This window comes from Granulicella aggregans (assembly GCF_025685565.1).
GTDB lineage: Bacteria > Acidobacteriota > Terriglobia > Terriglobales > Acidobacteriaceae > Edaphobacter > Edaphobacter aggregans_B.
The window spans coordinates 148270-170414 of the sequence record NZ_JAGSYE010000002.1 but is presented as its reverse complement, the minus strand read 5'-3'; the positions used below and the strand labels follow the sequence as shown (position 1 = coordinate 170414).

Annotated in this window: 17 protein-coding genes; 6 read left to right on the top strand and 11 right to left on the bottom strand. The window is 59.6% G+C overall.

The window, feature by feature from the left end:
- Positions 1 to 74 precede the first annotated feature (74 nt).
- The 3 genes from OHL18_RS10250 to OHL18_RS10240 all read right to left on the bottom strand — a co-directional run bounded on the left by OHL18_RS10250 (position 75) and on the right by OHL18_RS10240 (position 3050).
- Positions 75 to 620, bottom strand: coding sequence for a GrpB family protein (locus tag OHL18_RS10250; protein WP_263374763.1), 546 nt, complete (start codon positions 618 to 620; stop codon positions 75 to 77).
- A gap of 68 nt (positions 621 to 688) precedes the next feature.
- A complete protein-coding gene (locus OHL18_RS10245) occupies positions 689 to 1456 on the bottom strand; it encodes an ABC transporter ATP-binding protein (protein ID WP_317890487.1) in 768 nt (255 codons plus the stop codon).
- A gap of 193 nt (positions 1457 to 1649) precedes the next feature.
- Positions 1650 to 3050, bottom strand: a complete 1401-nt coding sequence (locus OHL18_RS10240; protein WP_263374762.1) for an efflux RND transporter periplasmic adaptor subunit — start codon at positions 3048 to 3050, stop codon at positions 1650 to 1652.
- Between the two features lie 311 nt (positions 3051 to 3361).
- Here OHL18_RS10240 and OHL18_RS10235 point away from each other — a divergent pair, with 311 nt between their 5' ends.
- Both OHL18_RS10235 and OHL18_RS10230 read left to right on the top strand, forming a co-directional pair.
- Positions 3362 to 5116, top strand: a complete 1755-nt coding sequence (locus OHL18_RS10235) for a GWxTD domain-containing protein (RefSeq protein ID WP_263374761.1) — start codon at positions 3362 to 3364, stop codon at positions 5114 to 5116.
- A 165-nt stretch (positions 5117 to 5281) separates the two neighbouring features.
- On the top strand, positions 5282 to 7048 hold the full coding sequence (locus OHL18_RS10230) for a carboxypeptidase-like regulatory domain-containing protein (RefSeq protein WP_263374760.1): 1767 nt from the start codon (positions 5282 to 5284) through the stop codon (positions 7046 to 7048).
- Positions 7049 to 7058: 10 nt separating this feature from the next.
- On the opposite strand, the gene OHL18_RS10225 is transcribed toward OHL18_RS10230, so the two are convergent.
- From OHL18_RS10225 to OHL18_RS10215, 3 genes are all read right to left on the bottom strand, one after another.
- Complete coding sequence (locus OHL18_RS10225; protein WP_263374759.1) at positions 7059 to 7808, bottom strand: ZIP family metal transporter; 750 nt, start codon at positions 7806 to 7808, stop codon at positions 7059 to 7061.
- An 81-nt stretch (positions 7809 to 7889) separates the two neighbouring features.
- Entirely contained in the window at positions 7890 to 8387 is a 498-nt protein-coding gene (locus OHL18_RS10220) for a DUF4149 domain-containing protein (protein ID WP_263374758.1), read from the bottom strand.
- Between the two features lie 37 nt (positions 8388 to 8424).
- Positions 8425 to 9264 (bottom strand): zinc metalloprotease HtpX, encoded by an 840-nt coding sequence (locus tag OHL18_RS10215; protein ID WP_263374757.1) that lies wholly within the window; start codon positions 9262 to 9264, stop codon positions 8425 to 8427.
- 318 nt (positions 9265 to 9582) lie between these two features.
- Between OHL18_RS10215 and OHL18_RS10210 the strand changes: the two genes are divergently transcribed.
- On the top strand, positions 9583 to 11067 hold the full coding sequence (locus tag OHL18_RS10210) for a glycoside hydrolase family 43 protein (RefSeq protein ID WP_263374756.1): 1485 nt from the start codon (positions 9583 to 9585) through the stop codon (positions 11065 to 11067).
- Here the strand turns inward: OHL18_RS10210 and OHL18_RS10205 are convergent.
- Entirely contained in the window at positions 11042 to 13165 is a 2124-nt protein-coding gene (locus tag OHL18_RS10205) for a glutaminase family protein (protein WP_263374755.1), read from the bottom strand. The genes OHL18_RS10210 and OHL18_RS10205 overlap by 26 nt on opposite strands.
- Before the next feature lie 160 nt (positions 13166 to 13325).
- Between OHL18_RS10205 and OHL18_RS10200 the strand changes: the two genes are divergently transcribed.
- From OHL18_RS10200 to OHL18_RS10190, 3 genes are all read left to right on the top strand, one after another.
- Complete coding sequence (locus tag OHL18_RS10200) at positions 13326 to 14381, top strand: LacI family DNA-binding transcriptional regulator (RefSeq protein ID WP_263374754.1); 1056 nt, start codon at positions 13326 to 13328, stop codon at positions 14379 to 14381.
- Positions 14382 to 14492: 111 nt separating this feature from the next.
- On the top strand, positions 14493 to 15656 hold the full coding sequence (locus OHL18_RS10195; protein WP_263374753.1) for a cellulase family glycosylhydrolase: 1164 nt from the start codon (positions 14493 to 14495) through the stop codon (positions 15654 to 15656).
- The gene (locus OHL18_RS10190) at positions 15653 to 17683 is read left to right on the top strand and encodes a glycoside hydrolase family 127 protein (RefSeq protein ID WP_263374752.1); all 2031 of its coding nucleotides are present in this window, start codon (positions 15653 to 15655) and stop codon (positions 17681 to 17683) included. Before OHL18_RS10195 ends, OHL18_RS10190 begins: the two co-directional genes overlap by 4 nt.
- Positions 17684 to 17730: 47 nt before the next feature.
- Here OHL18_RS10190 and OHL18_RS10185 read toward each other — a convergent pair whose 3' ends face one another.
- From OHL18_RS10185 to OHL18_RS10170, 4 genes are all read right to left on the bottom strand, one after another.
- A complete protein-coding gene (locus OHL18_RS10185) occupies positions 17731 to 19047 on the bottom strand; it encodes a carboxypeptidase-like regulatory domain-containing protein (RefSeq protein WP_263374751.1) in 1317 nt (438 codons plus the stop codon).
- A gap of 99 nt (positions 19048 to 19146) precedes the next feature.
- Positions 19147 to 19440 carry a hypothetical protein gene (locus OHL18_RS10180; protein WP_317890486.1) on the bottom strand — a complete coding sequence of 98 codons (294 nt, stop codon included), beginning with the start codon at positions 19438 to 19440 and terminating at the stop codon, positions 19147 to 19149.
- Complete coding sequence (locus tag OHL18_RS10175) at positions 19437 to 20045, bottom strand: cytochrome c-type biogenesis protein (RefSeq protein WP_263374750.1); 609 nt, start codon at positions 20043 to 20045, stop codon at positions 19437 to 19439. Before OHL18_RS10175 ends, OHL18_RS10180 begins: the two co-directional genes overlap by 4 nt.
- On the bottom strand, positions 20038 to 22119 hold the full coding sequence (locus tag OHL18_RS10170; protein ID WP_263374749.1) for a heme lyase CcmF/NrfE family subunit: 2082 nt from the start codon (positions 22117 to 22119) through the stop codon (positions 20038 to 20040). Before OHL18_RS10170 ends, OHL18_RS10175 begins: the two co-directional genes overlap by 8 nt.
- Positions 22120 to 22145: the final 26 nt, after the last annotated feature.

The following is a 22145-nucleotide window of genomic DNA, read 5'->3' as shown; positions in this document are numbered from 1 at the left end:
GATGCGCGACCCCTCAGAAGGGTATTGGCGGCGATGGTTTTGCCTGTCAATTTCAGCTTGAAAGATCTATCAGATTACGCGCGCGTGAACGGGCGCATGATCGAAGCGAGCCTGCCCTTCATCCCCGAGATGAAGGAACTCTTGAGAGCGGTGTAGCGGGCGCGGCCCTCGGGTGCCACAGCGGCAGCGTGTTCCTTTTCAGCGATGTACTTTTCACGGAGCGCGGCGTCGTTGCGAAGGGCATCACGGAAGGCCAGGTTGAGGCTCCACTCCTCCGTGTCGTAGTCCACAACATGCAGAATATGCGTGCGTTCGGTGAGGTCGCGCCCGCGTCCGAAGATGTGGTGGCGGGGGATCCCGGCGTTGGCGACGAAGTCGTAGCCTATTGATTCGAGTGGAGCTTTGCAGCGCTCCCAATCTTCGAAAGGACTGACGCCGACGATGATGTCCAGGATTGGTTTAGCGCGCATTCCCGGAACAGACGTCGAGCCGAAGTGTTCGATCGCCTTCGCGATGTCGCCGAGCGCAACATCGAGGCGAGCTTTTTCCTCCGCATAGGCATCGATCCACGACGGGTCGTAGTCGGCCAGAAGATTTACATCGTTCTTTAGTCCAAGCAAGATCGGTGTCCCCGGCGTCACAGCTTGAGCTTCTCAGGCGCACATCCAGAGTACCCGACGACGAGCCCTTAGGCGCCCGCGGTCATTCTCGCAGAAGGATGATCCGAGGCGACCGCGCCATCGCGAATAGTCACGATGCGGTGGGCATACTCGGCGATGTCTGGCTCGTGGGTGACGACGACGATGGTATTTCCCTTGGCGTGGAGGTCATCAAAGAGCGCCATGATCTCGACGCCTGTCTTCGAGTCGAGGTTACCGGTAGGTTCGTCGGCAAGGATGATGGATGGCTTGTTCACCAGGGCGCGGGCGATGGCGACGCGCTGGCGCTGTCCGCCGGAGAGCTCGTTCGGCTTGTGCATCATGCGGGAGCCGAGGTTGACCGATTCGAGAACGGCCTTGGCGCGAGCGATACGCTCGGCAGCCGGCGTGCCGTTGTAGATGAGCGGGAGCTCGACGTTGTGCAGCGAGGTAGCGCGGGCCAGAAGATTGAAGGTCTGGAAGACGAAACCAATCTCCTTGTTGCGGATGCGGGCAAGCTCATCGTCATTGAGTTCCGAGACGTTATGGCCGTTGAGCCAGTACTTTCCCTTGGTCGGGGAGTCGAGGCAGCCGATGAGGTTCATCAGCGTGGATTTGCCGGAGCCGGAGGGGCCCATGATGGCGACATACTCATTATGTTTGATGCGGAGATTGACCCCGCGCAGGGCGTTCACCTGTTGATCGCCCATCTCATAGGTCTTCCAGAGTGCGTCGGTGACGATGACGTCTCCGGGGCCGGGACCGGCGGCGTTGGGGTGGGCTTCGGCGCTGACTATTTCCTGGACTTCAGTGGGCATCCGGTTCTCCGGTGTAACTCTGTTGCAAGCAAAAATCGTGAACAATACAAGTTGGACGGGCGGCAAGGTCGAATGCTTGAAATCAGTGTGACCGATATGCCGAGCAAAGTTATTTACGCGAAGTCTAGGACAAAGGTTCCGACGGCCTCACCTGGGTCTGACATTCCCGGAGTATCCAGGCCGATACCCTCCGCTAGCTGTCGGTTGAGACCTCGGCGGAGTTGTCTTCCTTAACTTTAGTCCCGCTGGCGAGCGTTCGGAGAATCTTGTATCTGCCGGTCACGATCTCGTCCCCTTCCTTCAAGCCGCTCAGGACCTCGATGTCCGTGCTTCCGGTAACTCCGGTCATGACGGGAACGAAGTTTACGGTGAGCTTGCCCTTGGCGTTCTTCGTGAGAACGTAGACTCCCTGAGTGGGCTTAGGCTTTTCCTTGGAAGCGGCCGCCACCGGAGAACCTGATGGCGGCTTGCCTCCGTTGTCGAAGAGCGCTTTCTCGGCCACGGGGTCGCGCTGTACGAGTGCCTGGATGGGAATCGTTAGTGCGTCAGGTTTGTGAGCCGTGGTGATCTTCGCGGTGGCCGAAAGACCTGGACGGAGATCTTCAAGATTGGCGTCGCTTGCATCGATCGTGACGACGACCTTGAAGTCTTTCGCTTCCTCGGTTCCGGTCGTGCTCTGGCTGGTGGCGATTCCGGTAGTCCTCAGCAAAGCCTGGTCGCCCACGTTCGTCACGTGGCCCTTGAAGGTACGTCCGGGGAGCGCGTCGACGGTGACGTCAACGGTCTGATCCAGTTTGATATTGACGATGTCCGTCTCGTCGACCTTTACCTCCGCGGTGACGACGGACATATCCGCGAGCGTCATGAGGGTCGAGCCCTCCGCGTTCTGGATGCCGGTGACCATGGTCTCGCCTTCACGGACGGGGACGTTGGTGACGAGACCGTCGAAAGGAGCGCGGCTGATGGTCTTATCCAGAGAGTCGAAGTTGGAACGCTGGCTGGCGATGGCTTGATTTACCTTAGCCCGCTGCGACGCAGTCTGGGCGCGGGACTGCGCGAGGGCGGCCTGACGCTGGGCAAGCGTCGCTACGGCGACGTCGTAAGCTGCCTTCTTGGAGTCGTAGTCCTGTTTGGCTATGAGTTTGTCGTTATAGAGCGCAAGCGCACGATCGTAGTCGAACTTCTTCTGGACCAGGTCGGCCTTGGCCTGGGCGATATTGGCCTCGGCGGTCTGTTCGGCGGCGATCATGGAGTTGACGTCTGTCTTAGAGGATTCGATCGTGGCCTCCTGCGCGGCGACGATGGAAGTGGGCTGGACGTTCTCCAGGGTGGCGAGAGTCGCGCCCTTCTTGACGTGGTCGCCTTCCTTTACGTAGAGGTGGGTGATCCTGCCGAACGCGGTCGCGCCGATGTTGACGTAGGTCTTTGGCTTGATCTGGCCGGTCCCGCTGACGATCGAGGTAAGGTCTTCGCGGGAGACTTTGGCGGTGGAGACCTTGGTGACGCTCGAAGCATTATGACGGATCGTCCCGAAGACGATTCCGGCCACAACGAGTAGAACGACGACGACAATGATGATCTTCTTAGCGCTCATTCCGGCTTTCTCGACGCCTGGCTACGGCGTACGGGTTGCTGCATTTCAGGGTAGTGTTGCGTGCAAGTTGCTCACATCGGGTACGGCAAAGCAGTCTTACAAGTTCCAGACACAGTGGTAGAAATACGGCACTGGCTTCGAATCGCTTTATCTCCTTCGCGTAGAAGGCACGGATGATTTTCAGAACGCTAGGAACTGCCTTTTTCGAGTACCGAGATGATAGCAGGGGAAGTGGCGGATTTGATGCCGTCGTACTGTCGCACGATGCCTTCGGCGGGCTACAATAGCGATTGAATCAGGAGCACCCTTTTATGAAGTCTTTCCTTCGGCCTCTGCCCGTTATCTCGTCCGTCTTGTTGGTTTTGCTGTTTATTGCAGGCATCTTCACGCCCGGCCTGAAGGCCCAGACCGCGGCCCAGCCTGCGGCCCCAGCCGACGGTGTCTCCAAGGGGCCGGTGACGGAAGAGAAGCCCGATCCTCTGAAGCGACGGTTGACGGATAAAGAGCGCTTCAAGCAGCAGAAGGAGCTGAAGGGCGAACTCCATGGCGTCTATAAGAAGTGGGTCGACGAGGACGTCCACTGGATCATCACGGACACGGAACTTCAGGCGTTCAAGAGCCTGGGTAACGATGAAGAGCGCGACCAGTTCATCGAGCAGTTTTGGCTGCGGCGCAACCCGAATCCTGACTCTCCCGACAACGAGTACCGCGAAGAGCACTACGCCCGCATTGCTTATGCCGATGAGCACTTTGCCGCCGGCAAGCCTGGCTGGAAGACCGACCGCGGACATATCTATATCGCCTACGGCAAGCCGGACAGCATCGAGTCGCACCCAAGCGGCGGAAGCTACCAGAGGCCGCAGGAAGAGGGCGGCGGAGAGACATCCACCTTCCCATTCGAGGTCTGGCACTACCGCTATCTTGAAGGTGTAGGCGATAACGTCGATATCGAGTTTGTGGATACCTGCATGTGCGGGGACTATCACGCAACCATCGACCGCTCCGAGAAGGACGCTCTCAAGACCGTGCCGGGTGCTGGACTTACCCAGTCCGAGCAGACCGGGCAGTCAAAGAAGGCTGATCGGTTCTCCGGCGGCGGCATCGAGCAGCTCGGCGCCGGACCATTTTCGTCGATGAACCAGAGTAAGCAATTCGATCGTCTAGACCGGTTTGCGAAGATCTTCGCTCCGCCACCGATCAAGTTCAAGGATATGGAGCAGTTCCTCACGACCTCGAAGATTCTTACGGGACCGCCGTTCCTTTTTGACGTACGCACGGATTACGTGAAGGTGACGAACGACACCATCCTGGTGCCCCTGACGCTTCAGCTCCGCAACAGCGACATTACCTTCTCGAACAAGGACGGCGTGGCGATGGGGACGGTCAACATCCTCGGTCGCGTGACAAACATCAACCACAAGCCGGTTCAGACATTCGAAGATACGGTCAGCGTGCAGACGCCGAGCGAGTTATTGCAGCGCTCGAAGAACAATATGTCGGTGTACTGGAAGTCTTTGCCGCTGCGTCCGGGGCTGTATCGAGTCGACATCGTGATTAAGGACGTCAACAATCCTGATCACGTTGGTACCTGGACTCGGAGCATCAACGTTCCCAAGTATGACGACGACAAGCTCGCAACTTCTTCGCTGATCCTTGCGGATCAGATGGAACGAGTGCCGAGCAAGGACATCGGAGCGGGGAACTTTGTCATTGGTAACACTCGGATTCGCCCGCGGGTACCCAGTGGAGTCGCCGTTCCGGTTACCTTCCATCGCGGACAAAATCTCAACTTCTGGATGCAGGTTTATAATCTGGGAATCGATGAGAAGAGCAAGAAAAATGACGCCACCATCGAGTATCAGGTGATGGATATGGCGACCAATAAAGCCGTACTCCAGACACAAGAGTTGACGTCCAAGTTGAGCCCGAATGCTGATCAGGTGACACTCGAAAAGAGTATGCCGCTGGCAAGCCTTCAGCCCGGCAAATACAAGGTGACGATCAAGGTCAACGATGGAATCTCGAAGCAAGAGGTAGCTGAATCGGCACCGTTCACAGTCGACTAAGCACTGATTTTTGAGGTCTACTGATTTTTGAAATCCATGGATCCACGGCGGCGCAGCTACGGTGAGAGGTTCGATAGCTGGTTGAACGCGCGATCGGCAGGAGTTCGGAGAGTATCCCGAATCGCAAGTCTTCGGAGCTGGCCAACGACGCACAGGGGACATTCTGTGCAGATCAGATTCAATCAACTCGGAACCACCCTGGTCCTGTTCACCGGCTTTGCGGTTTGCCTGCCGGCTGTGGCACAGTTCAGTCCCGCCGCAGCGGTAACCGGTGTTGTACGCGACGTTCAAGGGGTCGCGCAGGCTGGTGCGCTGGTGCAGGTGATGACCGCCGGAGTGGATGCTCCCCGGAGCACGTTTACCGATATTCATGGCCGGTACTCGATCGCGAATCTGACTCCAGGCAAGTACGCAGTGCAGGCCTCTGCCGCGCTTTTCGTCTCTACATCGAAAGACAATCTTCAACTCCGTCCGGGCAAATGGGCGGTCGTGAATCTGACGCTGGCGACACTGTTCGACACCTCGGCGTGGCTACCGGCGGAGCGGCGAAAGTCCGACGAGCCAGGGGATGACTGGAAGTGGACTCTGCGTTCGTCCGCAAATCGGCCCATGTTGCGCATGGCGGACGACGATACGGGCGAAGCGACAGGTGTCCTGACGTCATCGAGCGCCACGGAGACCAAGCGCGATCTGACCCAGGCGCGGGCGGCTTTTACGAGCGGCGATGGGGGCTTCGGGCACGGCGGTACGCACAGCCTGCTCGCCGAAGGCCGCGAGTTTGGCGACGGCTCCGAGTTGATGATGCGCATGGATGTGGGCACGCCAACGGAGCCTGCTGGAGTCGGGCCTTCGACCGAAGTTGAGGTAGGCTTTGGGCGCAAAATGGGATACGGCAGCGCGGTCCGGACGGTCGTCAGCTATCAAGGACATCCGGAGGTATTGAGTTCGGGCGGCGGGACTGCCAGCGGTATAGGGATCACAGCATTCCAGATGGCGAGCGCGGAGCAAATAGCGCTTGGCGACACGGTAAAGATTGAAGTTGGCAGCGAAGTTTATGCGGTGAAGGCGGTTGGAGCGGCTATGGGGGCCGATCCGTTCTTCCGGGCAGCGGTGCAGCCTACGGAGAACTGGACTTTGGGCTACCGCATGGCAACGTCGCGCGAGTTGCAGGGATTCGCCGACCTGGATGCCGTGGAGCGCGACCTTCCGGTGACTGTCTCTTCAGGCTCACACATGGAGACAGAGCATGGGCGGCACCAGGAGGTTTCGGTGTCTCGCAAGCTCGGCCATGGCGTGGCAGAGGTGACTTACTATCACGACGCCATGGACCATCCGGCAGTCGCTGGACGGGGTGTTCTAGCGGACGGCGAGCCCGTGCTGCAGTCGCTCGGGAGCGCAGGACTTGGCGTGCTGCAGGATCCTTCGACAGCGAGCTTCCGTTTCCTGGCTTCGGCGTACTCTGCCGGTGGCATGAACCTGATGGTCAGCGAGCCGCTCGGGCCGGGGCTATGGGCGGCGCTTGAGTACAGTACCGGTTCCGCGCTCTCGGGCAAGAAGGTTGGAGACGGGATGTCGCTGACGGAGGCCTCGAACCAGCTCTACATCGCCAGCGGACAGTCTGCAACGTTCGCGGTCAAGGGCCGTCTGATTCGGAGCGGGACCAAGCTGCGTGCGGCGTATCGCTGGCAGCCGACGGGCCTGGTTACCGCGATCGATCCTTACCGGGCATTCAGCGATCAGGCCTACTTGAGCATGGCTGTCAGGCAGCCGATTCACATGGGGCGGCTTCTTCCTCCGGGGTTGGAAGGCACCCTGAACGTCACGAATCTTCTGGCACAGGGATATAAGCCTTTTCTCTCCTCCGATGGCAGCACGCTGGTGCTTGCGCAATCGCCAAGGACGCTTGAGGCAGGGCTTTCAGTAACGTTCTAGTCGCCGCGCTTTACGCGGGCGCGAACTGACGCAGAAGAACGAAGATCATCACTCCCAGAAAAAAGACCAGGGCCATGCGGATTCCGGGTTCGCGATTTACTTCGGGAACCAGATCGGTCGCGGCGACATAAAAAGTCACGCCCGCCGAGAGCGGAAGGCCTGCCTTTACCAGCGATGGCTGCAGACTGATTACAAGCACTCCAGCAACGGTTGTCGCCCCCAGAAAGAGCGCCGAGTTGAGCGCGGCGGTCTTGCTGCGGCCTCCGGCCAGCATGACGCTGGCGACGGTGAATCCCTCGGGAATCTTGTGCAGGAAGATAGCGAAGAACAGCACCCAGCCGAGCCAGTGGGAGAGAGCGAATCCCGAGCCGATGGCGATGCCATCGAAGAACGTGTGGGTCGCCAGACCCAGAAGGACCGAGTAGCTCGTCTTCGCGGAGATGAACTCGTGATGATGCGGGCCGCCATCAAAGTGCAACGACGGGTCGCCGAAGTGGAAGTGGGGGACGAGCGTGTGCTCGAGCAGATGGACTCCGCAGTAGCCGACGAGCATAAGCCCTGGTGCCCATGCAGGGTTCGCCTTCATGCCTTCGGGCAGCATCTCCAGAACGACGGCGGAGAGCATGAAACCTGAACCAAGCGCGACGAAGTAGCGGAGCGCCTTCGCAGACGGAGAACGTCTTACGAGCAGCACGCCGCCGAGGTAGTCGGCGAGGCCGGCACCAAGGCCGAGCAGAAGACTGAGCCAGAAAGTGGACATTCCCTATCGCTCCCAGCGGGTCAGGGGAGACAAGCTGGCTTTCGAGGGGTTGGGATGGAGAAATCTCATCAAGGCTTAAGTCTACTGTGTCTGCGGTGGTGATTCACGAGCGATCAGCAGAACGAGGCCAAGGCCCATGAAGAGGATCGCGCCTTCAAGCCGTTCAGAGCGCTTGTGCAACAACTCGAAGTGCATCTTTGCGGGATTGTCCTTCGGTGCGACTTCAATGTCTCCTCCGCTTTGCACGCGGTCTCGCTCCATCGCAGGCAGGATTCCGGCGTGCAGGTAAGCGGTCGCCATAAGCATGACTGCGGACAACAGAAGCTGAATCTCATAGCGTCTTTTGTGAGCCGTCGGAGAACTCCGGAAGGGAACGACCGTGGCCAACCAGAAGATCGCTCCGCAGATAAGACCGATGATGTCGAGGACGCGAAGCGAACCACCGACAACGGTTCCGGCCAGGTGTTGGGAGGGTAGAACGGAGAAGGCAATGGGCGCGAGCACGAAGGCAAAGAAGATGATTCCGCCTACCCAGACGACAATCGAGAGCAGGCGGAGGAAACGGATCAGCGTGGCCATACCTTGATCTTAGTTCCTGGGTACCCGCCTCGGCGTTTTAGACATGGTCGCGGCCGATGAGGCGCTGAATCCGCAGCTTGATAGGTGGGTGCGTGCTGAACAGATTGCCAAAGCCTCCACCGCCAAGCAGCGGAGCGACGATGAAGAGATGCGCACTTGCTGGCGAGGCCTGCATGGGGATTCGGCGGGAGTAGTCGTCGAGCTTCTGCAGGGCGCGGGCGAGGGCGTAGGGATTGCCGGTTGCGTGAGCGCCGGTTGCGTCGGCCTCGTACTCGCGAGAGCGCGAGATGGCTAGCTGAATCAGCGACGCGGCGATAGGCGCGAGGATCAGCATGAAGATGCCGCCTGCGGCTCCACGGTCTCGGCTGCTGCGTCCGCCGAAGAGTGCGGCAAAGTATTCCATCCGCGCCAGCATGGTGATCGCACCGGCGACCGTAGCAGCGATCGAACTGGTGAGGATGTCGCGATTCTTGACGTGGCCGAGCTCGTGGGCCAGCACGCCTTCGAGCTCCTCGTCATCCAGCAGACGAAGGATTCCCTGCGTCACGGCTACCGAGGCGTGCTGTGGGTTCCGTCCGGTCGCGAAGGCGTTGGGCGACTCGTTTGGGATCACATAGATCTTTGGCATCGGCAGACCTTGCTTCGCGGTCAGGCGCTCAACGACGGAGTAGACGCGGGGAAGCTGGTCGCGGGTGACAGGCTGAGCACCGTAGATCGAGAGGGCGATCTTATCCGAGAAGAAGTAGCTGGAGAAGTTCAGCGCGACGGAAAGGATGAGCGCGAGAGCCATTCCATTCCGGCCGCCCAGACGGTCGCCAAGAAACACAAGAAGAAGAGTGAGGGCAGTGAGAAGTAAAGTCGACTTAAAGGTGTTCATTTTCGCGTGCACCGAGAATGTATCTACCGATTAGACGCTACTGGATCGGCTTTGACTCGTGTTGCCCCGTATCGCAGTTCCGTCGGGTTGTTGCCCTCCAGTAGTATCTCTAAGACACGACGAGCCGTTTGCAGGATGGCTTCCGTTTCACACGACTGTTCCTCAGCTGTTTACCGGGAGATGAAGATGATTGTGGGTTGGGTTGCAAGGGATGCGTGCCGCGGAACCGAAGGCGATAATCTTCTTTTGGCGCGATCGACTCCGAGGCGGGCGCATTTTGCTGTTCGAGTGCTAACGATCTTTGCCGTTTTCATCATCATGGCGTCAGGAAATCTCATCGCACAGACTGACGGAGCGCTGAGCAGCCCCATCATTCCCGGAGACCATCCCGACCCATCCATCATCCGCGTTGGAAAGACCTATTGGACGACCAGTACGGCCGGGAACTGGGCACCCGAGTTTTCCCTCTACCGATCCGAGGATCTGCTGCACTGGGCGTCGGCGGGTGCGATCTTTCCTCATACTCCGGAGTGGGCTGACCGCGACTTCTGGGCACCGGAGCTGGTCTCGGATGGCGGGCGCGTACTGGTCTACTACGTAGCCAGGAAGCGTGGCGGGGGACTTTGCGTCGCAGTCGCGACGGCCGCAACTCCCGATGGGCATTACGAAGACCATGGGCCGATTATGTGCCAGGAGGACGGCTCGATCGATCCTGCCTTCGCTCGCGATGAGAGCGGCAAGCCCTTTCTCATCTGGAAGGAGGATGGCAACTCACAGGGCAAGTTGACGCCCATCTTTGCGCAGCCTTTGACGGACGACCTGGTGCATGTGACCGGAGAGAAGACGCAACTGATCGTCAACGAGCCAGAGAGCTGGGAGGGCGGCGTTGTGGAAGCTCCCTACATCATGCGGCACGGTGGGAAGTTTTACCTGTTCTACGCCGGAAACGCGTGCTGCGGGGTGGGCTGCAAGTATGCGGAGGGCGTGGCGAGGGCCGATCATCTTCTGGGGCCGTGGGAGAAAGATCCGGCGAACCCGATCATCCGTCCCAATGGCGTGTGGAAGTGTCCTGGACATGGAACGGCTGTGCGGACGCCGAAGGGCGAAGACGTCTTTCTGTATCACGCCTATCCGGCGGGAACTCTCGCCTATCTTGGGCGGGAGTCCGTCATCGATTCGATTGAATGGGATGCAAAGGGGTGGCCGGTTGTGAATCGTGGCCGCGGGCCGGGTACTCTTCAGTCCGGGCTAGGTAAGACTGGAGGAATCGCTGATTCCTTTTCAGGCACGACGCTAGACGCAGAGTGGAAGTGGCCGATTGGGCATGAGCCCCAGACACATGTCGAGGGTGGGAAGCTGTCGTTGACACTTCCCGATGGAAGACAGCAGAGCTTCGTGGCTCGGTCGCTGCTGTCTGCTCAGTACAAGGCCACGGTTCAGGTCGACCCAGACGGAGGCATCGGATTGATTGGCGGGGCGCAGGATGACGTGGTTCTTTCACGGCACGGTGCCTCCCTGGAGCTTTGGCTATCCGACCACGGAACCAGAAAGACTCTCTGGAAGAAGGACATTCCGGGCGACGGCAAGATCCTGCTCGGGGTCGAGTCGAAGACTGCTGGGCAGGCACAGTTTCGTTACCGGTTGGGAACCGATGCGTGGGCCGCAGCAGGAGAGCCCGTCGATCTGAAGGGTCTCCTGCCGTGGGATTCTGGCATGCGAATTGGCCTGGTCGTTGACGGCGATCCAGGCAACCATGCCGGGTTCGGGCAGTTTGCCGTTACTGCGGAGGATTCGAGCCAGTAGCCGCTCGCGCGCGCCACTTTGCGGCCAGCTGCTTGTCGGCGAGGGCTCGGATGAAGAATCCGCCGACCACGCTGCGAGCCTGGAAGCCTGACTGTCTGCCGGTGACCGTGTCGTACCAGTCGGTCATGGGGACGCGGCTGGTCGTTTCGGTGGACCACTTGTAGACGGGATCGACGAGGGCGTTGAAGTCCGACTGATTGTCCGTCAGGGTCGCCGTCCAAAGCGTCCAGTCGCTCTTGGTGTAAGTCTTCCGGCTGTCGAGCGGGAGTCCGTAGAGATTGAGCTTCGTCTTATAGAAGGCGATCTCGCTCTCACGAACGCTCGGCGGGAAGAGGTTGTAGTCGAGCACCTTGTCCCAGACGAGGTTGTACTTCTGGCTCCAGGTTCCGGGGCTGTTGAAGGCGAGTTTGTAGTGGTCTCCTTCGGCAGCCATCTTGACCCACTCGCCAGCCATGGTCTTCGCGAGAGAACCGTACTGCTTCGACTCGGCATCGTGGTGCAGCAGGTGGGCAAGATCGGCGTAGGCTCCCAGGGCGTCGATCGCCTTGATGGAGAGGTTGGCATTGTGAGCGACGTGACCGGCGAAGTCGTCAGTCGTGAGTTGGGTTTCGGGGTCTAGGCCGTGGAGCTTGAGGTACTCCGCCCACTGAGTAATTAGCGGCCAGAAGCGTTCGCCGAGAGCGGTCGATCCCTCGGTGCGAGCGATGGCGTCAACCAGGATGATCAGGTTCGCGCTCTCCTCCACGGGCATCTGGTCTTCTTCGGTCCTCTCGCCGCCGCCGTACTCCTGGCCGTTCGCCAGCGGATACTGGCCGAGGTCGTGGGGAGCGAACGGGAAGTGCCAGCGATCGGTCATGGCCGCGTATTGAAGCACGGGGCGCACCTGGGCCTCGAGCAGCCTGGGATTGAAGAAGAGGAAGATTGGAGCGGAGGGATAGAGAACGTCGACCGTGCCGATGTCTCCGTTTGAGAAGTTTTCCTTAGCGAAGAGCATGGGTTGATTGTCGGCATCGGCGACGAGCTTGTGGGCTGCGATGGACTGCCGATAGCTGAGAGTGCAGAGCCACGCGTAGTGCGCTCCGGCGGTGCGGGTAATGTCGGCGATCAGCTCCTTGTCAAACTTGTTGCCGCGATCCTCCAGAGCCGTGTACTGTGCCTCTGCTTCATCCAGCATCGCGGAGACTGACTTGCCGTGCCGCTGCCAATAAGGCCGCAGGTTGCGGTTCATATATTGGATGCCGAAGCCTTCGGTGTAACTGACTAAAAGATGTCGCGCGACCGGTTGAGCTCCTACAGAACCTAGAGCAAGAGCGACGGCAAGGTGAGGCGCGGATCGGTCGTTGGGGACGGCGCCGTCCATGAAATCGGCCTTGGGCAGCGCGCCTGTGCTGGCGAAATCGTCTGCTGCATGGGGTGCGATGACGCTCTGCGAAGTCTCGGATGACGGAACCCAGAGGTGGAAGTATCCCCAGTCGATGCGAAGGTCGTCGCCAGAGCGATTGAGTACCGCCTGGTCGCGGGAACCGACGCTGAGGGACTGCCCGGATGCTGTCTGCTGGCGGGAGAAGGTGACCGCTTGATGCTCGTAACTGGTGGCGCTGTTCGCGTCTGCGTCGAAGTAGATCGACACGTCATGCTGCGCTGCGTCCGTGGAGTGGCATGTCCAGGTCACATAGGTTACGGGGCGGGACATGAGGTCCATATCGTCGAGAAATGCCGGGGTGAAGAAGCTAAGTTCGATCTCGATGCCAGCACCAGCGAAGCGATAGCGAGTGTGCAGCGGAGTGAGCTCCATGCTGGTCTGCGGCAGTGCCGGGATGTCCCAGGGATCGCGTCCCATGATGCGGAACGGCTTGCCGTCGACCCTGACGAGCCCGATGAGGGGCTGTTCATGGCCGGTCCAATGCGTGGTGGGACGATCGGTCAGCTTGTCCGCGGTCGACCAGATGCTGAAGTAGGGATCATGCACGATCAATGGCGTTGCCGGCGGACGAGGTGAGGATGTCCGACCTGGTGCCTCTTGTCCAAGGACTCTATTCGTGGTGAAACAGGTTACCAATAGGAAGAGGAGCGCCAGCAAAATGCGAAATCTTGGCATCGAGAAGAACCTTTCAACTTGAGGAACAGACGCTTTATTTGATCGAATTCCGGTAGAAGATCGTTTGTTCTCGCATACCGCGTAGACGATGTAACCGAATTCACGCTATCTTAGCAAGATTCTTCAAACGCGTATTTTGCACCCGCGAACTGACCCGCCTATGAACATCAAAGCTGTTGCAAAGCTCGCCAACGTCTCCACGGCTACTGTTTCGCGCACGATCAATGGCTCACCCAAGGTGAGTCCAGACACGGCTGCGCGAGTGCGTAAAGCCATGGAAACGTTGAACTTTGTCTTGAATACGAACGCCCGCGCGCTTGGGTCCGGGCGTAGCAATCTTCTAGGACTGATCATCTCGGACATCACCAATCCCTTCTTTCCTGAGCTGGTTAAGGCCTTCGAGGACATCGCCGTAAGCCAGGGAAAAGAAGTACTCATCGCCAACACCGACTACGATCCCGACCGCACAATGCACTGCGTCACTCGGATGCTGCAGCGCAAGGTCGACGGCGTCGCCATTATGACCTCTGAGATCAGCGAGCATGTGATCAGTTTTTTCCTGAAACGGAAGATTCCTGTCGTGTTCCTCGATACAGGCGAGCCAGCCCCCGGGATAAGCCGCATTAACATCGATTACCCCGCAGGGGTCGAGATGGCGATGCACTACCTTACCCAACTCGGGCATAAAGACATCTCATTCATCAGTGGCCCTCTCAATCTCAACTCGGCACGAACTCGCTATCAGGCATTTATGGAGAGCTCCGCGCGGGAGCATCTTTCTGCCAAAGCAGAGTATGTGCAGGAGGGAAATCACCGTCCGGACGGAGGCTACCGGGCGATGCAGCGCATCCTGGCCCTCGAGCATCGACCGACAGCGGTGCTCACTTCGAACGACCTCACAGCCATTGGAGCGATGGGGGCGATCTTCGAGGCGGGAATGAGAATCCCCCAGGACATATCCATTATCGGATTTGATGACATTCAGTTGAGCGCCTTCACCGAGCCTCCTCTCACGACCGTCCGTATCCCCCACAAGGACGTCGCGCGTACGGCGATCGAGGCGTTGCTGGGCACACAGGATCCGCCGTCCAAGGAGCCCAGGGACGGCGCGCAGTACAAGATACAACCGATCTTCGTACCTCGCCGGTCGGCGGGACCTATACCCGGTGAGGCGCACAGCCTAAAAAGACGCCGCGCGGATAGGCTGCACGTCTGAGGAGAAACGCCGGGGCGTGTCTCAATCTCCCGGGGAATGTAACCGCTTGCAGGATCATGTACGTTTCCACTGTTGATGTTCAAGTAACCCGTTTCGCTTAGAGGTTTCCGTATGAAGTTCCGCACCGCCCTTGCATTTGCACTCTTGCTCGCCATGATTCCAGGCCAGGCCCGTACACAAACCAAGGGACGATGGTCCGAACAAAAAGCAAACGACTGGTACGCCCAACAGCCTTGGCTAGTCGGTGCGAACTTCATCCCTTCAAATGCGATCAATGAGCTGGTCATGTTCCAGGCCGAGACCTTCGATCCAGCTATCAACGATCACGAACTTGGGCTGGCTGAGTCGATTGGCATGAACACCGCAAGGGTCTTCCTGCAGGACCAGTTGTGGAAGCAGGACCCCGACGGTTTCAAGAAGCGTTTGGACACGTTTCTCGGGATCGCCGCGAAGCATCACATCCGTCCGCTGCTGGTGCTCTTCGATTCCTGCTGGGAGACGGACCCCCACCTGGGACCACAACACCCACCGATCCCGGGGGTACACAACTCTGGATGGGTACAGAGTCCGGGGAAGCAGAGGCTGCTCGATCGCTCCGTGGAGCCGGAGTTGAAGGCTTACGTTGAAGGAGTGGTTGGAGCGTTCGCCAATGATCCGCGAATCCTCGGTTGGGATGTCTGGAACGAGCCGGACAACAAAGGCGGCGACAAGGCGGCAGACGAAGCAGCCAAGGTGAAGCGGGTAGATGAACTTCTGCCAAAGGCTTTTGAGTGGGCTCGCTCGGTCCATCCTTCGCAGCCGCTTACCAGCGGCGTTTGGCAAGGAGATTGGTCGAATCCTGCGAAGGAGAGCGAGACGACGAAGATTCAGCTTGCAGAGTCGGACGTAATCTCCTTCCATAACTACGGCTGGCCTGAGGAGTTCGAGGCTCGCATCAGGGAGCTTCAGCGGCTGCACCGGCCGATCATCTGCACGGAGTACATGGCTCGCGGGGCTGGTTCGACGTTCGATGGAAGCCTTCCCATCGCTAAGAAATATAACGTTGGCGCAATCAACTGGGGCTTGGTCGCGGGGCAGACGCAGACCTATCTACCGTGGGATTCGTGGGACCGCCCGTATACGCTATCGCAGCCGACGGTCTGGTTCCACGAGGTCTTCAGGAATGATGGGACGCCCTATCGTCAGCACGAGGTGGACCTGATCCGGGAGCTTACCGGACGGGGAACGCCGGTGGCCTCTGCGGCGATTGGAGAAACAGGGAAAGTCGGGCAATGATCGCGAGCCGGCGCCGATTCCTGAAGACCTCCGCTGCTATAGCGGCAAGTGGTTCGGTCGCGATGAGCGGTCTCTCGGCGGTTGCGAGTACGGAGGACAGCAACGGCTCCCAGCGTGAAGTTGCGACCAATAAGTCACTACTCGCAGCCAGCGCGTTCTATCCGCTACCGATGGGATCGATTGCTCCGCGCGGATGGCTCAAGCGGCAGTTGCAAATCCAGGCCGACGGACTTGGTGGACATCTCGATGAGGTATGGGCCGACGTTGGCCCGAACAGTGGATGGCTCGGCGGTACGGGCGAATCGTGGGAGCGTGGGCCTTACTTCGTCGACGGGCTCCTCCCGCTCGCATATCAACTCGACGATGCGAAGCTGAAGGCGAAGGCGCAGCGCTTCATCGAGTGGACGCTGACCCATCAGCAGCCGAACGGGATGATCGGTCCGGCCAGCAACGATGACTGGTGGCCGCGCATGGTCATGCTGAAGGTGCTCACGCAATATGAAGAGGCTACCGGCGATCCACGCGTGATGCCGCTCATGGCAAGATACTTCAAGTATCAGCTTGAAACATTGCCCACGCGGCCGCTTCGCGACTGGGGAAAATTCCGCTGGCAGGACAATGCACTCTCGGCAATATGGCTCTACAACCGGACGGGCGATGAGAGCCTATTAACGCTAGCGAAGTTGCTGCATGAACAGGGGCACGATTGGCAGGCGCAGTTCGCTGACTTCAAGTATACCGAGCCGGTCACGCCCGAGCGGATACATCTGGATGAGAAGAATGGGCTGGGTGATACGGCGCTCTCAACGCATGGGGTGAACAACGGGCAGGCCTTGAAGGCCGCGCCTGTTTGGTCTTTGCTTTCGGGCAAGGAAGAAGATCGCAAGGGCATGGAGCAGATGCTGGCGGCGCTCGACAAATATCATGGCTTGCCCAACGGCATGTTCTCCTGCGACGAGCACTTCGCTGGGCGGAACCCATCGCAGGGCAGCGAGCTGTGTACCGTCGTTGAAGCGATGTACTCGCTCGAGGTGGGTATGTCCATTCTCGGCGATGCCTCGCTTGGCGACCGACTGGAGCAGCTTGCCTTCAACGCGCTTCCCGGCGCGTTCACCGACGACATGTGGGCGCACCAGTATAACCAGGAGCCCAATCAGGTTGAGGTGAGTCTGCACAGAAAGCCGTGGACCACAGACGGACCGGAGTCGAATATCTATGGGCTCGAGCCGAACTTCGGCTGCTGCACGGCGAACTTCCACCAGGGATGGCCGAAGTTCACAAACAGCTTGTGGATGGCCTCGGCGGACGGCGGTCTGGTTGCTGCGGCATACTCGCCCTGCGAGGTAAATACGAAGGTCCACAGCGTCCCGGTGCGGCTAGTGGAAGCAACGGACTATCCCTTTCGCGGAACGATTCACGTTGCGGTGAGTCCGGCGAGGCCACTGAAGTTTTCCGTTCGGCTGCGGATTCCGGGGTGGGCCAGTTCGCATGAGGTCATGCTCAACGGGAAGGCGGTCAAGAGCAGCGGAGCGAATGGCTTCATTCACCTCGAGCGGGAGTGGCATGCCGGCGATACCGTGGAGCTCCGCTTGCCGATGGAACCTCGGGTGTTACCGGGGTTCCATCAATCCGTTTCTATCCATCGCGGGCCACTGGTCTTCTCGTATGCCATTGGCGGGTCATGGCTGAAGCTGGTGGAGCGAGACAAGGCTAGCGACTGGCAGGTCTATCCGGCGACGGCGTGGAACTATGCGTTGGATGTCTCTGCAAGCTCGAAGGCAGGTCTGAAGGTGGAAGAGCTTCCCATCGGGGACGCGCCCTTCTCGCTAAGGGGAGCTCCCGTTCGCATCATGGCCTCGGCTCACAAAGTTCCATCGTGGCGGGCAGAGGACGGCGTCGCTGCGGCGGTTCCGGTTAGTCCGGTCTCTGCAGCCGATGCACCGGAGATGATCGCTCTGCATCCCTACGCGGCGGGCAAGCTGCGTATTACGGCATTTCCAGTAAAGGCCGAGATGGCGAAGTCCTGATCTCGAAAGATCAGGACTTCGGATGTTGGAGGAGATGAATGCGGTGGCTAACTGCGCGCCAGTGCACGTCGCATCAGGACTTCAAGAGCGGCCTTCTGTTCGGCATACTCCGACTCAGAGACCGTTCCCTGGAGCCGATCCGTCTCAAGCGCGAAGAGTTCTTCCTTGAGGGCTGAAAGAACTCCACCGCCCGATGTTGATGCCGGTGTCGGAGAGCTTGTGTCCATGGTTGCAACCGGAATTACCGCGACGCGCCCATCCGGACCGGTAGCTGGTTGCGGCGAGGGTTGCTTCAGCATGATGCCTGCGCCCGCGGCGAGGACGAGTCCGAGGCCGCCGATGATCCACCACTTGTACTTGGCCCAGGGGTCGTTGTTGCCTTCGGGGTCGATGGGATTGTTGAGGCCAATACCAGGCTTGGTGTCGTTCGCGGAGGTGACCGGACCGCCCGTTGCGGCTCCATTTGCACCCTGCGCCGAGTTTCCATCGCCTGCAGGTGCGTTGTCTTCGCGCGGTAGCTGGCCTGTGCCGGAGACAGTGAAGCCGAGCGGCTGCGATGGGGAGACGTTGCGGGCTACGTAGGTCTGGGCCGTCGTCTCTTCCGTGACCGAGGAGTAGGGAGCGCTGCTATCAGCCTTGAAGGTCATGCTCTTGGGCATCATGACGGCGATCGTGTCGGTGACCATACCGGGCTTGGGCGTGAACGCGAGGCTGCCTTTGTAGGGAAGCTTGTAGCTGACCTGGAAACGGGTCTCGCCGGGGCGGATGGGGAAGATAAAGGTGTAGTGGTTGGGATCGCCAACCGGAACCGGAGCAGACCGGACGGGCATGCCGCCCGGGCCGAGCGCGGCAGAGCCTTCGATGACTGCGCCCGCGGGCAGGTAGAAATCGAAGGGGTGATCGCTAAACTGGGTCTTGGGCGGAGTCGAATCGTTCTTGACGAAGAAGTTCTCGACGACGTTCAGCGATGCTCCGCTCGGATCGGTCTGGAGACGCATCACATCCGCTTCGCCGGTGATGCCTTCCACCTTGGCGGCGGCGGTGAAGACCTCGACGTCAATGGTGTCAGTGCCGGGCTGGACCGGCTGGAAGTAATTCGCCTTGTCATGCGTCACGCGGACGAGATGTACGCCGCCGGGATCGGGCACGGCAAGCGAGAAGCGGCCCTTGCTGTCGGTCTTGCCACGGGTGCTCTCCTGCATACCCTGCTGCAGGCGAATAAGGACAACGTCATCGCCGGCGGCCGGTTTGCCCGTGGTCTTGTTGGTGACGGTGCCCTTGATGGAGCTCTGGGCGTTGGCTGCGGCGGTGAGTGCGGCGAGAGAGAGCAGGCAAAGTGCTGCGGATGTCTTGAAGAAGCTCATAGGATGATTGTGTTCCGGACTTTCTTGGTGGCTACGGAAAAGCGAAATGCGGGGATTCTTCGCTGCGCTCAGAATGACGGCACTCTCGACCACAGATGACTATGCATTCTTGCGAAGTCTAGCAGGCGGTGGCGAGAGGCCTTCGAGTTCGGCGACGACCTGTGCGGCTTCATCTTCGAGAGCAGCACGCTGCTCGGCGTAGTCGGGCTCGGGATGCTTGCCGGCGAGGTACTCAAAGTTTAGGTCGCGCAAGTTGTCGTAGATGACATCCTTGCGTTCGCGGAGATAATCGGCGCGGGTCTTGTCACGCTGGACGAAGGGGTTCTTCTCCGGCCAGAACATGTAAGCAAAGATGCCCAGAGTGAGGACGATGATGGGGAGGAGGCCGTTCAATAGAGTGTCTCCCGGCGAATACGCTCGCGAAGCTCGTCGGTACTGGCTGTGGTCATGCCTTTGATCTTGAGCGGCGCTCGTTGTTGCGTGCGCGATTTCCAGACTCGGATGATCACGATTGTGCCAAGAATCGCTGCAAGGAAGAGGGCGATGGGCGTGATCCAAGCCACATTATCGAATCCGCCACGAAGGGGAGCGGCGAGGACGGTCGCGCCGTACTTGGCGATGAACCAGTCGAGGATTTGTTTGTCGGAGCCGCCGGAGCCGAAGCCTCCTCCCGCGGAGCCATCTCCGGGAGTAGTGCCGTTGCCGGAGATCTGTGCCTGTAACTCGTGGCGCATGCGCTCGGAGTCGGGGCAGCCAACATGGTTGCACTCGAGCAGGATTTGCCCGCAGCCGCAGGCGCACATCATGTTGTGGCCGACGCGCTCGAAACGCTTCTCAGCTGTATCTCCTGCGCCGAGCATCACGATGGAGAGGCAGCCGATAAGGATGGCTTGCAGAAAACGGCTGCTGAATAAGCCGGCGTAACGGCGAAATGCGGGGGTCTCTCCACTCGCGTTGCTCGGTCGAGATGACGCTTCTTTGGGGAGGAATCTAGACATGATGAACCTCAGCTTCCATAAGCTGAGACGGATTCGTCTGCTCCGAGGTTACGGGTGTCTTGAAGGCGTTGCGCGCGAGGTTCGGGGCGAGGCCCAGTAAGGTTCCAGCGATCACGATCAATACGCCGATCCAGATCCAGGCGATCAAGGGGTTCAGGAAGACCTTGATGATCGGGCGGTCGGTATCGGGGTTCTTGCCTTCGTAGATGACGTAGAGGTCGCTCTGCAGCGTCGAGTGGAGGGCGACGATGGTTGAGGGCTGCTGGCTGGCAATATAGAAGCGATGCTCGGGCGCTAGCTGGGTGATCTTCTTGCCGTACTTGTACACGTCGAGGAGGGCGAACTCGGTGTCGTAGTTCGGGTTGCTTTCCTGGCTGAAGGACTGGCAAACGAGGCGGTACGGGCCGAGTTGGATGGAGTCGCCGAAGTTCATCTCCATCTCGTGCGAGGTGTTGAAGGCCCCACCGGCGATCCCTGTGAACATCACGACGATGCCGAAGTGGACGACGTAGCCACCGTAACGGCGGGTGTTCTTGCGGACGAGCTGAAGAGTCGAGGCGAAGAGGTTCTTGCCGCTCTGAGTGCGGACGACGTTTGCGCCGCGGAGGAACTCGCTGCTGATCGCAGTGATGACTCCAGCGGCGAGCGAGAAGGTTACCAGCGAGAAGATCGTCGCGTGCATATCGTCGCCATCGAGCCAAGGGCGAACGCCAGCGATCATCAGAACGATTGCCGTAACGCCGGTCGCGACGCCGGGAAGGATGAAGTTGCGGCGGATCGAACGCAGGGAAGTAGAACGCCAGGCGAGGAGCGGCCCAACCCCGGTCAGAAAGAGGAGGAAGAGGCCGATGGGAACGTTGACGCGGTTGTAGTACGGCGCGTTGACGGTGGCCTTGGAGCCGGTGACGTACTCGGAGAGAACAGGGAAGAGCGTGCCCCAGAGGACGGTGAAGCAGGCGACCAGCAGGACGAGGTTATTGAAGAGGAAGCTGGACTCACGTGAGACGAGCGACTCCAGCTTGTTCTCGGACTTCAGGTGGTCGCGGTTTTTGAAGAAAGCGAAGAGGCAGACGGCGAAGACGATCAGGATGAAGCCATAGAACCAGTCTCCGATGTTTGACTGCGCGAAGGCATGAACGGAGCTGACGAGGCCGGAGCGGGTGAGCAGCGTTCCCAGGATCGTCAGCATGAACGTCGAGAAGATCAGCCAGACGTTCCAGTTCTTCATCATGCCGCGCTTCTCCTGCATCATGACGGAGTGCAGGAAAGCGGTGCCGGTGAGCCAGGGCATCAGCGAAGCGTTCTCGACCGGATCCCATCCCCAGTAGCCGCCCCAGCCGAGGACGGAGTAGGCCCAGTGGGCTCCGAGGAAGATACCGCAGGTGAGGAACAGCCAGGTCACCATCGTCCAGCGGCGGGTGATGTGGATCCACTTCTCGCCGGGGTAGCGCATCATCAGAGCACCGAGGGCAAAGGCGAAGGGGACAGCGAAGCCGACGTAGCCGAGGTACAGCATCGGGGGATGGATGACCATCTCGGGATACTGCAGCAGGGGATTGAGACCGTTGCCATCGAGCGGCGTCGGGCCGGGTTGGATGGAGAACGGCGGCGCGGCGAAGTTCAGCAAAAGAAGGAAGAAGACCTGGATGCCAGCGAGAATGGTCGAGGCGAAGGCGAAGAGCCGGACATCGGTGCGATGGCGCAGACGGAGGACGAAGCCGTAGGTAGTCAGCAGCCAAGCCCAGAGGACGAGCGAACCCTCCTGGCCCGACCAAATGGCGGAGAACTTGTACCAACTGGCGAGTGACCGGTTGGTGTGGTGCATGATGTAGGCGACGGAGTAGTCGTTGGTGTAGGACGCCCAGACCAGAGCGAAGGCGGCGCAGGTCATCGCAATGAAGCTGCCAATGCCGGCGCGGCGGGCGGTCTCACCCAGGCGGCTGGCGGAGTCTATGCGTTGGGTCGCGGAGGAGCGGAGGAGTGCGATTGCCCCGAAGACCAGGGTATAGGCACTGAGGACGAGCGCGAGGAGGAGCGAAAAGCTCCCGAACTCCGGCATAGGGTGCGACGTCATTTTTTGGCTCCAGCGTAATTCTCTCA

Excerpts from the sequence above, each read along its gene's own strand:
- OHL18_RS10245 (WP_317890487.1), bottom strand. The coding sequence starts at position 1,456 with ATGCCCACTGAAGTCCAGGAAATAGTCAGCGCCGAAGCCCACCCCAAC.
- OHL18_RS10240 (WP_263374762.1), bottom strand. The coding sequence starts at position 3,050 with ATGAGCGCTAAGAAGATCATCATTGTCGTCGTCGTTCTACTCGTTGTG.
- OHL18_RS10235 (WP_263374761.1), top strand. The coding sequence starts at position 3,362 with ATGAAGTCTTTCCTTCGGCCTCTGCCCGTTATCTCGTCCGTCTTGTTG.
- OHL18_RS10225 (WP_263374759.1), bottom strand. The coding sequence starts at position 7,808 with ATGTCCACTTTCTGGCTCAGTCTTCTGCTCGGCCTTGGTGCCGGCCTC.
- OHL18_RS10220 (WP_263374758.1), bottom strand. The coding sequence starts at position 8,387 with ATGGCCACGCTGATCCGTTTCCTCCGCCTGCTCTCGATTGTCGTCTGG.
- OHL18_RS10215 (WP_263374757.1), bottom strand. The coding sequence starts at position 9,264 with ATGAACACCTTTAAGTCGACTTTACTTCTCACTGCCCTCACTCTTCTT.
- OHL18_RS10210 (WP_263374756.1), top strand. The coding sequence starts at position 9,583 with ATGGCGTCAGGAAATCTCATCGCACAGACTGACGGAGCGCTGAGCAGC.
- OHL18_RS10205 (WP_263374755.1), bottom strand. The coding sequence starts at position 13,165 with ATGCCAAGATTTCGCATTTTGCTGGCGCTCCTCTTCCTATTGGTAACC.
- OHL18_RS10200 (WP_263374754.1), top strand. The coding sequence starts at position 13,326 with ATGAACATCAAAGCTGTTGCAAAGCTCGCCAACGTCTCCACGGCTACT.
- OHL18_RS10195 (WP_263374753.1), top strand. The coding sequence starts at position 14,493 with ATGAAGTTCCGCACCGCCCTTGCATTTGCACTCTTGCTCGCCATGATT.
- OHL18_RS10190 (WP_263374752.1), top strand. The coding sequence starts at position 15,653 with ATGATCGCGAGCCGGCGCCGATTCCTGAAGACCTCCGCTGCTATAGCG.
- OHL18_RS10185 (WP_263374751.1), bottom strand. The coding sequence starts at position 19,047 with ATGAGCTTCTTCAAGACATCCGCAGCACTTTGCCTGCTCTCTCTCGCC.
- OHL18_RS10175 (WP_263374750.1), bottom strand. The coding sequence starts at position 20,045 with ATGTCTAGATTCCTCCCCAAAGAAGCGTCATCTCGACCGAGCAACGCG.
- OHL18_RS10170 (WP_263374749.1), bottom strand. The coding sequence starts at position 22,119 with ATGACGTCGCACCCTATGCCGGAGTTCGGGAGCTTTTCGCTCCTCCTC.